Raw genomic sequence first — 10955 nt, forward strand, 5'->3', positions numbered from 1 at the left:
CTTTTACTGATGTGTTGTGGTCTAACACCAGATAGGCAGTTACCTTGTTTACTTTGATTTATCTGACCATTGCTCGTGGTGAACCAGTTGGCTTAAGTTCTCTCGTTTTAGCCAACCAAATTGCTCCAGTTCTGGTTTGTCTTCAAAGCCGGATACATAGCCGATACACAGGTAGCCAATAATTTCTAAACGCTCTGGAATGTTAAGGGCAGAGCGAAGAACCTCGTCGTGAATAATGCTTACCCAGCCTAGGCCAAGGTTTTCGGCGCGGGCGGCCAGCCACATGTTTTGAATAGCACACACGGTGCTGTATAAGTCCATCTCTGGCTTTATGGTGCGGCCTATTACTACAGGCCCGTTGCGTTCTCTATCGCAGGTAACACAAATGCCTAAGGGCGCTTCTAAAATGCCTTCAAGTTTAAAGCTTTGGTAGGTCTCGCGTTTATCATCAGCAAACTGTTTGGCCGACTCTTCACTGGCGGCTTGATAACCCTGTTTAATCGCTTGTTTGGTTTGCTCTTTACTTACCAAAATAAAATCCCAAGGCTGACTAAAACCTACGCTGGGCGCGTGATGAGCAGCGGCTAGAATACGTTGAATAACGTCGTCGTTAATTGGGGTGCTTAAGAAGTCTTTGCGTACATCGCGGCGGGAGTAGATGACTTTATAAAGGGCGTCTCGTTCAGCTTGGTTGATATGCATACTGCGCTTAATATCAAAAATTTGCCCTATTAAGCCTTAAGCGAAGATTGACTGCAACGCCTAGCAGCCAGCTTTACCCGCTTAAAAACAAACAGCCCCATGGCTATTGCTATGGGGCTGTGTGTATTAGGGGCTGTTGATCTTTGCTGATGGTTTTTGCAGCAATTTATTAGCCCACTAGGCTTCTAAGTGCTCGCCGCGATTAAAGCCCGCTTATCTCGAACGAAATTTCAACACCAAAGATCAACAGACCCTAATGACTATTGCTTAAAGTCGTCTTGATAGTTTTTAGGTGGTGGTGTCCAGCCGCGTTCGGTAAGCGAGTGACCGTCGCTGCGATCTTTGCTCATGGCTTTGCCTAGTAACTCTTCTAACTGCAAAAACAGTTCGCGGTAGTCGTTGCTAAAGCGGTTGTCTTCGTTACCCGCTAACCAAGTTTGGTAGAGCTTTTCTTTATTGTCTTTTTCTATCTGGTCAAACGCGGCTTTAAGCTGTTCAGACTTAAAGGGGTGAAAGCCCAATTCGTTAAGTGCTCGGCCACCCATTTCTAGTGCAGAGTAGTAGGCCTCGGTAATTATGTGATCGGCACCTAAGCTGCGCAGTTCGTAAGCATGGCCGCGGTCAAACGCCCGCACCATTAAACGCACATGCGGGTGCGCGTGCTTTACGTATTTAACAATGTCGCGCACCTTCTCTTTATCATCGATGGTGACCACCATAAGCTTGGCTTCTTCTATCCCCGCTGTATGCAATAGGTCTGGTTGGGTGGCATCGCCAAAGTAGCTTTTAATGTTAATTTTACGCATTAATTCTACTTGGCCCGCTTGGTGGTCGAGCACCACGGTTTTAATGCCGTTAGCCACTAAAAAGCGGTTGATGATTTGCCCAAAACGACCAATGCCCGCCACAATTACCGTGCCTTTTTCATCAATTTCATCGGGTTCTTGATGATTCTCGGAGCGCTCGTAACGTGGCAAAATCACTTTGTCATAGAGTATGAACAGGCTCGGTGTTAAGAACATTGAGAAGGCCACAACTAGCGACAGGATTTGCGATAAGTCATGCGGAATAACGTGGTTTTGCACGGTGTAGTTAAGCAGTACAAAGCCAAATTCACCGGCTTGCGCCAAGCTAAGGGCAAACAGCCAGCGGTCGCTGTTTTTAATCTTAAAGATAATCGCTAGAACAAATAAAATGGCGGCTTTGATTAGCATAATGGCTAAAGCCATGGCGATAACTTTACCCCAATGCAATTGCAATACGCCAAAGTCGACACCCGCACCCACCGTGATAAAGAACAAACCTAACAGTAGCCCTTTAAAAGGCTCGATGGTGGATTCTAACTCATGCCTAAACTCGCTGTTGGCGAGTACCACGCCAGCTAAAAATGCGCCTAAGGCGGGCGATAAACCTACCAAGCCCATTAGTGCGGCAATGCCAATAACCAACATTAAAGTGGCGGCGGTAAATATCTCGCGAAGCCCAGAGCTAGCTACGTAACGGAACAGTGGGCGGCTTAGGTAGTGGCCACCAACCACTAACGCTACAATGGCTACTACCACTACAATGGCGTAAGCCCAGCCGGGTAGGTGAGCTACTAGGTTTAAGCTATCACCATGTTCGGCAGCTGCAGCACCAAGTTTTTCGGATAAGGCCACTAGCTCTGGCAAAGCTAGCAAAGGAATAAGCGCTAGCATGGGGATTACTGCAATATCTTGAAACAGCAATACCGAGAAGGAAGAGCGGCCTCCATCGGTTTTACCTAAACCTTTTTCGTTAAAGGTTTGCAGCACAATGGCGGTAGAGGAGAGCGAGAAAATTAAACCAACCGCCAAAGCGAACGACCACTGCAGCCCAAAGGCCAAGCAGGCTAACATCACCACCAAGGTGGTGATGCCTACTTGCAAGCCGCCAAGGCCAATAAGTTTATGGCGCATATTCCAGAGCATTCTAGGCTCTAGTTCTAGGCCTACCACAAATAACATCATTACTACGCCAAACTCGGCGAAGTGTTGAATAGTGGCGGTTTCGGCGCCTACCAAACCAATTACAGGACCAATAATCACCCCTGCAATTAAGTAGCCCAATACCGAGCCTAAACCTAAACGTTTGGCCAGTGGCACGGCCAGCACGGCGGCAATTAAGTAAACAAAGGCTTGTAAGAAGTAACCGGTCATAGCAACTCCTTGATAAGGTCAGTATTTTGTACATCTAGTTTGGCTAAACCGGCTGCAAGTTCAAAATCGAGTTGATTGTTCACTAACGCCTTAAGTAGCTGAGTCCAATCTTCTAAATGTTTTTTGTCGCGATGCTCTTCGGCGGCAGTTCGAGAGCTAAATAGGGTGAAAGGCGCTAAGTAGCGCATACCGGTTAGTGAGGCAGTTTGCTCTAAGGGGTGCAGTAATTCACGAATAGTAAAATGGTTATAACCTTCTTTTCTATAGGCTGCTTCTGCACCGCCTGCAGTAATGGCGCAAAGCAAGGTTTTACCATGCAGCATGGTGCCTTCGTGGCCATAAGCGAAGCCATATTCCAGCACCAAGTCTTGCCACTCTTTTAAGAGCGCGGGGGTAGAGTACCAATAGAGCGGAAACTGCATAATCACAATATCGTGTGCCAGTAAGCGTTGTTGCTCTTTGTCTACGTCGATTCGAAAAGTGGGATACTCGCGATATAAATCGATGGCGGTTACACCATCTATTTTGCTGGCAAGCTTGAACATAGGCATATTGATTTCAGATCGATCTTGCGACGGGTGTGCAAACAGCAGTAATACTTTATTTTTCTGCTTTAGCATTAGTAATTCCTTTTAGCCTTACGTAATAAGCAATAATAAAAATTGGATTCAATATAGGTAGTTTTTGCAACAAGGTTCAAGTAAAAGCGAATAAGATTAACTAATTAGGCTTATCTTGCGGACTAACTATTCTACTGTTGCTGACGAGGACTGCGACAAAATATTAAATATTTGTTGTTTTAGATGAACGCGTTGTAGCTTCAGTTGCATGAAGTATTGGTCTTCTGCGGGAACTTGCGTGGCTTCTAAGCCGCGTATTTTATGGTCGAGTTGATGGTAGCGTTTAGCGAGGGAATTAAAATCGCTGTCTGCTACTTTAAGTTGATGAATTTTATCCCGATGTTCTGGAAACTCAAAAATAAGTGCGTGGTTTTCACCTAACATGTTTAGCCTCCTTAGCTTGCTGGCCTACCTTTCAGCTTAGTCGAAACTCGCTAAGCTAGGGCAGTTAAGCAAGCCTTAGAGGCTAAAGAATTAGCTGCTCGTCTGCCCTTTAAGGCATTAAACAAGGACAACAGTCGGCCACTATTAGCGGCAAAGCATTGGGAACAACGTCAAAGCGCGCGTGGTTAAATTTATGCGGTTCGCCGTCGAGGTTGGTAGGAATAAACTGCTCAGATTTGGTTTCTAACCAAGGCGTTTGCCAAGAGACAACATAGTCGGGTGAGATTTTTTCACCTCTACTAAAGGCTGCAGCCTCTTGCAGAACTTGGCTTAAGGCTGTTGCGGGAAAGTCGCGCACTAAGCAAACATCCATTAAGCCATCGTTTAGGTAGGCATTTGGCCCCAATACTTGGCCGCCACCAGCTTGTTTACCGTTACATAAGGCACCAATGATAATGCCGCCAGAAAACTGCTTGTCGGGGCTGCTTATCTTGCCGATATAAGGTTTAAAGTTTAGCGCTTGCATAATGCCCGAGAGAGTATAAGCGCCACCCCCTAAAAAGTTTTTAAGCTCAACTGGGGTTTCGGCGGTGATTTGTGCACCAAAACCTGCGGTGAGCACGTTCATAAAGTAGAATTTTTGCTGGTTTTCTAAATCGGTCGCTTGTATTACATCAACCGGTTTGGCGCTGGTTGATAATGCAAATTCGAGCGCGGCTAAGGCGGTATCGGGGATTTCACAGGCAGTGGCAAAATCGTTGGCTGTACCCAGTGGCAATACTCCTAGGCTTGGGCGTTGCCCTGCGGGGTATTGCATAAGCGCAGAAACCACCTCTTGCACCGAACCATCACCACCACCAATAACTAGTTTTTTATCTGCTGAATTCCAACCTTGCTGGTGGGCCTCGGCGACTAACCGTTCAAGGTCTCCACCTTCCCAAGTGACTCGTACTTGAATGTCGTGCCCTTGTTTGCGCAGTTGTTGCACCGCTTTGCGTATTTCGGGCTGGTGAGCTTTCTTTCCGTTGAGTATTAGTCGAAGTTCCACAATTAGCCTCTATTTAGTAATCAGCAACTTAGCTGCATTATTACTATATGTTCGATTAGCTTTGCTCGCTAGCGATAAGGTATTGAGTGGTGCTGAAAACTTATGCTAAGCCTTTCATTCGTAGGTATAAACGCTCTACTTTGTCACGTGCCCACTGCGTTTTACGCAAAAACTTAAGGCTAGATTTAATGCTCGGGTCGTGGGTGAAACAGCGAATGGTAATGCGCGCACCTAATTCTTCCCAACCATAAAATTCAACCAGTTCTTCGAGAATGCTTTGGAGAGTTTTGCCGTGCAGGGGATTGTTTACTTGAGTCATGTTGAAGCCTATTGTTTTCTCACCGAGTAATTGTATCAGCTTCAATTAGTCACAGCTAAAGCTATTATACCAATCGTACTAGGGTCTGTTGATCTTTGCTGATGGTTTTTGCAGCAATTTATTAGCCATTTAGGCAAGGCAGTGAGTGTGCAGTTAAGTGGGCTTAATAATCACTCGCTAACGCTGAATAAATGGCTAAGAAATGCTGCCCGAAGGGTTCGGGTAAGTGAACTTTACTCTTTGTTAAGCACTTCTTGCTTAGCCCACTAGGCTTCTAAGTGCTCGCCGCGATTAAAGCCCGCTTATCTCGAACAAAATTTCAACACCAAAGATCAACAGACCCTAAGTACTCGTTCATTCTAACTGGTTAAAACACTCGATAACTGCGTTAGAATGTTGGCTGTAGAATAACTACTTATCGAAAAATCCTGCCTTACTCTCGAGCATTTTTGCTGCGTTATTTCTGAACACTTACTTAGCGTGCTTGGTATTAATGGTTTTGCCGCGGTTTACGCAGACTCTGCTTTACAGATCAGTTATGGTTGTGCGAAAGAGTCAATGGAAACGGATTAAATGGAAGGTCTTTTACGCTTTGTTCGGGCGCTAACCGCCTTAGGTTTATTTACATTAGCCGCGGCGATTGTATTTTTTACTTTAGAGCTTCGCCAATTGCGCATCCAGTTGCCCAGTATGTTAGAGCAGGTAGATAGCACTGCTCAGCGGGTTGACCCTATTGTGGCGCAAATTGTGGAGTTGCAAGCTTTTATTCCGCAAATTATTGAGCAGAGCCAAGGTTATCAATCACTGATCCCTGAAGTGCTAAGCCGAGTCGATGCTATTAATACTCAACTTCCTCTAATTATTGATGAGGTAGCTGCAATTAGCCAAGCCATTAAGCCAGTGTTATTGCAGTCTGAGGCTTGGCGCGGTGAACTACCGGCCATATTAAAACGTGTAGACGATACCAATACTACGGTACGTGCGACTAACGAAGAGATTGCTAAAGTGGTGCCACAAGTACCACTTATTTTGGCCGAAAGTGAGGCTTTAAGGGTTGAAATTCCGGAGATGATTGCTAGTGCTGACGAGCTAGTTAGCAAAGCTGAAGAGGCCGGGAAAGAGGCCAGCAGGGGCTTAGTAACCGGTTTTGTCGGCGGAGTATTGAGCTCCCCATTTAATGTTATTGGGAGCATGAGTGACAGCACTACAGAGCGTTTGGGCTTTGAGCCTTTAGCCAGCTTTAGTGTCGAAGATCGGGAGCAATACCAACAAGCTATGATGAAGCTGATGGAACAGCCAAAACAAGGTGCTAAACAGCAATGGCATAGTCGCAGTTCAGGTAACCGCGGAGTAATTACCATTAAAGCCTTGGCGATGCAGGGGGAGCTGCAGTGCTACCAGTTTGTTAGCGATTTTGTGATTATTGAAGGTGAAAATAAAGGTGAGCATCAGCTCATGACGGAAGCTTGCGATAACTAAATGGCAAATTTAACTAAAGAAAAGCTCAATCTTGCCGTTACAGACTTGATATCCAGGAATAGGAGGTAGAATGGAAATCAGTGGAGCAAGCACTTCGCAATCAATGGAAGTGATTTCAGCCAAGCTGGCGAAAAGTCAGCAAGAGCAAGACGGTAAAGCGGTGCAAGAGTTGGTGGCCGCAGCTGATTTACCAGAAGCCGCACCTGCGACTAGAGCTGGTCTCGGCGAAAATATAAATATAAAAGTGTAAATAGACTAAGCCGCATTTGCGGCTTATTTTTTAGCTGCGTATACAAAGCGTAAGTTGTCATACATAAGCCTTCTATCCCTAGCCAATAAATTAAAATTTCCCCCATTACCAAAACCAGCATAGAGAGAAGTTAATTTAAACAGGACATATCTCTTAAAAGCAATTACAGAGTATTAACCGCTTAATATCATAGAACCCGCAAGATGAATTTAGAGCCGGTATTTCCCCGAGGTGTAAACTTAAATTGCTTAGTAAGCCCCTAAATGTGAGTAAGCTTTTTTGAACATAGATCACTATTGCGAACCGCAGGATTAGATCTTAATCGCATTTATCAACATTCATGTGTATTTGTATTATTAAATTATATTATCTTTGTGGTTCATTAGATTTGAAAACGCTCTCGTATAGGGTTTCAGATAATGTGGAAACGGAGATAGCTGTAATTTCCACGTCAACACACAGCACTGAATCGATCATATACAAACTGTATGGTTGATTTATACAACATTAGGTGAATGGATACATGAAACATATCTATCTTAAAAGCTTACTAGCAACTTCTGTTTTTTTAGCCGTAGGCTGTACATCAACTTCTGCTCCTGACTCTGTTGAAAAGTTTGCCAATAACAAAGAAACGGGTGAAGCTCTATTAACGCCAGTAGCCATTACTGCAAGTAGCCATGATGGTAACGGCCCTGACCGTTTATTCGACCAAGACATTACAACGCGTTGGTCAGCCGCCGGTGATGGCGAATGGGCCATGCTAGACTACGGCTCGGTTAAGGAGTTTGATGCCGTTCAGGCTGCCTTTAGCAAAGGTAATCAGCGTCAGTCTAAGTTTGATATTCTAATGAGTGTTGATGGTGAAAATTGGACCACTGTTTTAGAGGGCCAAGAGAGCTCTGGTAAAGCTTTAGGTTTAGAGCGATTTCAGTTCGAGCCTGCAGTAAACGCTCGCTACGTAAAATATGTTGGACACGGCAACACTAAAAATGGTTGGAACAGTGTTACTGAACTAGCAGCTGTTAACTGTAGTATTAACGCGTGTCCATCAAGCCACATTATCACCAGCGCAGTAGTTGCTGCTGAAGCGTCTATGATTGCGGAAATGAAAGCGGCGGAAAAAGCGCGTAAAGAAGCTCGTAAAGACCTGCGTTCTGGCGACTTTGGTGCGCCTGCGGTTTATCCATGTGAAACCACAGTAAACTGTTTGCGCTCTGAGCTTCCTCCAACCCCCGCGTTGCCAGAAACACCGTTAGCGGGGAATGCGCCAAGTGAAAACTTTGACTTGTCTTACTGGTACCTTTCTCAACCATTTGATCACGATAAAGATGGCCGTCCAGATGATGTATCTGAGTGGAACCTTGCAAACGGTTATCAGCACCCGGAAATTTTCTATACAGCAGACGATGGTGGTCTAGTATTTAAGTCCTACGTGAAAGGGGTTCGTACCTCTAAAAACACTAAGTATGCGCGTACTGAGCTTCGTGAAATGCTGCGTCGCGGTAACATGTCACATAGCACTAAGGGCGTGAACAAAAATAACTGGGTATTCTCAAGCGCTCCTGAAGCAGACTTAAAAGCTGCCGGCGGTATTGATGGCGTTCTAGAAGCTACTCTTAAAATTGACCACGCTACCACTACTGGTGCTGCTAACGAAGTCGGTCGTTTTATCATTGGTCAAATCCACGATCAAAACGATGAGCCAATTCGTTTGTACTACCGTAAGCTACCAAACCAAGCAACTGGTGCTGTTTACTTTGCTCACGAAAGCCAAGACGCCACCAAAGAGGATTTCTATCCGCTAGTAGGTGATTTAACGGCTGAGGTTGGTGAAGATGGTATCGCGCTAGGCGAAGTATTTAGCTACCGTATCGAAGTGGTTGGCAACACCATGACTGTTACCGTTTCTCGAGAAGGCAAAGAAGACGCTGTTCAGGTAGTTGACATGAGCGACAGTGGCTACGATGTTGGTGGTAAGTACATGTACTTTAAAGCCGGTGTTTACAACCAAAACATCTCTGGCGATTTAGATGATTACTCTCAAGCAACCTTCTACAAGCTAAAAGCAACTCACGATAGTTACGCTGAGAAATAAGCTTTAGTTATCGCTTTGTTTAAAAATACCCCGCTCTAAAGCGGGGTATTTTTTTGGCTTGCTAAACTTGGCGGCTTATTTTTGTTGGTAATCTAAACCTAGGTAATCGAATACAAAACCCATCAGCCAAAGCGGACCGATTAGTAGGTACTGAATATCTTCAAAGAAGGAAGGTTTAGCACCTTCTATTTTGTGGCCGATAAATTGGCCAATCCAAGCGACAACAAAGATTATTAGGCTCACTTTCCATAGGGCCAAAGGGCTGAACTGAGTCATCAAATCACAAACCAAAAAGCAGCTAACAGTAAACAGCGCCATGGCTAAACAAAGGGGTTTAGACAAGCGGAAGTAAAAGACGTGAACCGGTATGGCTAGCAAGCTGGCTAAATTGATCCAACATAAGGCATTGCTGTTGGCTGAATTTGTTCCCGGTAGAGGGACTGACCACAACAAGCCCACAATGCTAAAGTAGATGGCAGGCACCATAAGCCAGTGGATGGCCTTGTTTGTGGGATGTTGATGGCTACGCGCATATTCCTTAAACCATTGCTGGACTGGCTTCGACACAATAAGCTTCCTGCTCACTTGTTAAAAAACTGTTACTGTAGCAGTTGGAGCTCTGACCAGTAGCCTTGGAGCCTTAGTTTGCGAGCTAGATCTCGCAGCATTCACTGTTGGTCAATAAATTTGAGCTGTTTGATAAAGCCTTCAATCGCTTTATCGTCGTGACTAGAGAACTGATACTTGTTATGAAAAAACACGCTTAGCTCAAGCTGGGAGTTAGCAACAACAATGGTATAACCGTCCCAGTCTGAACTGGCACTTAGGCCTTCATACAAGTAGTGGTCTCGCTGCTTTTTTCCTAAGCGACAAATCTTTTCGTAGACCCGAAGTACTAAATTGACATCGACTAGTCGTTGCATCTTATGGGCGTCCTTGTTGATCAATCAAACTGTTTGCCCACGCCGCAGCTTTGTTCATTACAGCGCTCTTTACCGGTTAACAGTTTAGATATTTTGAAGCGGTTTTTGGCAAAAACTAAATAGGCTTTGTCTGATATTCCACGTAATAAAGGGGTACGGAGTAGTTGTATCCAAGGTTTCTGATTGACCAACCCCCACGCTTGCGCGGTAACATCTAAGCCTAGCAGTAAGGCGCCTTCTTCTGTTTCGGCATGCAGTATGTCGCTGGCTTCGGTACGGTCAATATGTGGATATTTGCTGGTGAAATCTGCTTGATTAATATCTTGCAGCTCAATGAGTTGGCGATGGTCAAAAAACTTGAGTTGACGCATTTCCTCTGCGCAAAGTGGGCATTGGGCATCATAAAAAATTCGTAATTGCATCATAGGCTCCAGATTACTGATGACTAAGAACCACAAAGTGGCAAAGTACTACTACTGTGGTGAGTTTAAAGCGCATAGATTGGTAGCTTTTACCTAATCGGCTGGGATTAGCACTGTGCCATTCGCAGTAGTAAAGGTAGCTAAAAGCACAGGCTAATACTGCGAGTGCAAAAGTTGGAGAGTTAATGGTCAAGCTAGCACAAGCTAGCAAGGTAAGGGTATTGCTTATGAATAACTGAGCTGGGCCAAATGCATTTCCCGAGACGGTTTGTGCCCATAAGCTACCGGACAAAAAACACAAAATGCTCACGCTGTAATACAAAAACAATTGGGTAGGCGATGAGCCAATATTTGGTGCTCCAATTATCACCGCCAATGCTAAAGCGATAAAAACACTTAAACCAGCATACCCCAGTAGCTTGTAGTTTCGTTGTAAACTATCCAATCTTTCACCTCACCTAACGCTCATCAATAAAACGTATAAAAGTGGCAAATAGATCGCTTAGGCTTTAGTTAACGGTTATTGGCAGACT

At 44.9% G+C, this 10955-nt stretch carries 12 protein-coding genes and 1 pseudogene; 3 read left to right on the forward strand and 10 right to left on the reverse strand.

Features of this window, described 5'->3' with window-relative positions:
- Positions 1-48 precede the first annotated feature (48 nt).
- The 6 genes and pseudogenes from bluB to K5L93_RS20250 all read right to left on the reverse strand — a co-directional run.
- Positions 49-702 (reverse strand): 5,6-dimethylbenzimidazole synthase, encoded by a 654-nt coding sequence (gene bluB / locus K5L93_RS15260; RefSeq protein ID WP_220720604.1) that lies wholly within the window; start codon positions 700-702, stop codon positions 49-51.
- 260 nt (positions 703-962) lie between these two features.
- Entirely contained in the window at positions 963-2879 is a 1917-nt protein-coding gene (locus tag K5L93_RS15265) for a monovalent cation:proton antiporter-2 (CPA2) family protein (RefSeq protein ID WP_220720605.1), read from the reverse strand.
- Positions 2876-3499 (reverse strand): NAD(P)H-dependent oxidoreductase, encoded by a 624-nt coding sequence (locus K5L93_RS15270; RefSeq protein ID WP_220720606.1) that lies wholly within the window; start codon positions 3497-3499, stop codon positions 2876-2878. Before K5L93_RS15270 ends, K5L93_RS15265 begins: the two co-directional genes overlap by 4 nt.
- A gap of 126 nt (positions 3500-3625) precedes the next feature.
- Positions 3626-3883 (reverse strand): HP1242/YdcH family protein, encoded by a 258-nt coding sequence (locus K5L93_RS15275; protein WP_220720607.1) that lies wholly within the window; start codon positions 3881-3883, stop codon positions 3626-3628.
- A gap of 109 nt (positions 3884-3992) precedes the next feature.
- Positions 3993-4931, reverse strand: a complete 939-nt coding sequence (gene yegS / locus K5L93_RS15280; protein ID WP_220720608.1) for a lipid kinase YegS — start codon at positions 4929-4931, stop codon at positions 3993-3995.
- A 106-nt stretch (positions 4932-5037) separates the two neighbouring features.
- A pseudogene (locus K5L93_RS20250) lies at positions 5038-5250 on the reverse strand (VF530 family protein); the annotation flags it as partial.
- A 573-nt stretch (positions 5251-5823) separates the two neighbouring features.
- On the opposite strand from K5L93_RS20250, the gene K5L93_RS15290 reads away from it, so the two are divergent.
- From K5L93_RS15290 to K5L93_RS15300, 3 genes are all read left to right on the forward strand, one after another.
- Positions 5824-6729, forward strand: a complete 906-nt coding sequence (locus tag K5L93_RS15290) for a hypothetical protein (RefSeq protein ID WP_220720609.1) — start codon at positions 5824-5826, stop codon at positions 6727-6729.
- A 70-nt stretch (positions 6730-6799) separates the two neighbouring features.
- Positions 6800-6979: a hypothetical protein gene (locus K5L93_RS15295; protein WP_220720610.1), complete on the forward strand. Its 180-nt coding sequence runs from the start codon at positions 6800-6802 to the stop codon at positions 6977-6979.
- 523 nt (positions 6980-7502) lie between these two features.
- Complete coding sequence (locus K5L93_RS15300) at positions 7503-9077, forward strand: polysaccharide lyase family 7 protein (RefSeq protein ID WP_220720611.1); 1575 nt, start codon at positions 7503-7505, stop codon at positions 9075-9077.
- 75 nt (positions 9078-9152) lie between these two features.
- On the opposite strand, the gene K5L93_RS15305 is transcribed toward K5L93_RS15300, so the two are convergent.
- From K5L93_RS15305 to K5L93_RS15320, 4 genes are all read right to left on the reverse strand, one after another.
- Complete coding sequence (locus tag K5L93_RS15305; protein WP_220720612.1) at positions 9153-9644, reverse strand: Mpo1 family 2-hydroxy fatty acid dioxygenase; 492 nt, start codon at positions 9642-9644, stop codon at positions 9153-9155.
- Positions 9645-9745: 101 nt separating this feature from the next.
- The gene (locus K5L93_RS15310; RefSeq protein WP_220720613.1) at positions 9746-10000 is read right to left on the reverse strand and encodes a DUF3081 family protein; all 255 of its coding nucleotides are present in this window, start codon (positions 9998-10000) and stop codon (positions 9746-9748) included.
- 20 nt (positions 10001-10020) lie between these two features.
- Positions 10021-10422 (reverse strand): thiol-disulfide oxidoreductase DCC family protein, encoded by a 402-nt coding sequence (locus K5L93_RS15315; RefSeq protein ID WP_220720614.1) that lies wholly within the window; start codon positions 10420-10422, stop codon positions 10021-10023.
- A 13-nt stretch (positions 10423-10435) separates the two neighbouring features.
- A complete protein-coding gene (locus K5L93_RS15320) occupies positions 10436-10867 on the reverse strand; it encodes a DUF3429 domain-containing protein (protein ID WP_220720615.1) in 432 nt (143 codons plus the stop codon).
- Positions 10868-10955: the final 88 nt, after the last annotated feature.

Source organism: Agarivorans litoreus (assembly GCF_019649015.1).
Taxonomy (GTDB): Bacteria; Pseudomonadota; Gammaproteobacteria; order Enterobacterales; family Celerinatantimonadaceae; genus Agarivorans; species Agarivorans litoreus.

Coding starts and splice junctions, on each gene's coding strand:
- bluB (WP_220720604.1), bottom strand. CDS start 702: ATGCATATCAACCAAGCTGAACGAGACGCCCTTTATAAAGTCATCTAC.
- K5L93_RS15265 (WP_220720605.1), bottom strand. CDS start 2,879: ATGACCGGTTACTTCTTACAAGCCTTTGTTTACTTAATTGCCGCCGTG.
- K5L93_RS15270 (WP_220720606.1), bottom strand. CDS start 3,499: ATGCTAAAGCAGAAAAATAAAGTATTACTGCTGTTTGCACACCCGTCG.
- K5L93_RS15275 (WP_220720607.1), bottom strand. CDS start 3,883: ATGTTAGGTGAAAACCACGCACTTATTTTTGAGTTTCCAGAACATCGG.
- K5L93_RS15290 (WP_220720609.1), top strand. CDS start 5,824: ATGGAAGGTCTTTTACGCTTTGTTCGGGCGCTAACCGCCTTAGGTTTA.
- K5L93_RS15295 (WP_220720610.1), top strand. CDS start 6,800: ATGGAAATCAGTGGAGCAAGCACTTCGCAATCAATGGAAGTGATTTCA.
- K5L93_RS15300 (WP_220720611.1), top strand. CDS start 7,503: ATGAAACATATCTATCTTAAAAGCTTACTAGCAACTTCTGTTTTTTTA.
- K5L93_RS15310 (WP_220720613.1), bottom strand. CDS start 10,000: ATGCAACGACTAGTCGATGTCAATTTAGTACTTCGGGTCTACGAAAAG.
- K5L93_RS15315 (WP_220720614.1), bottom strand. CDS start 10,422: ATGCAATTACGAATTTTTTATGATGCCCAATGCCCACTTTGCGCAGAG.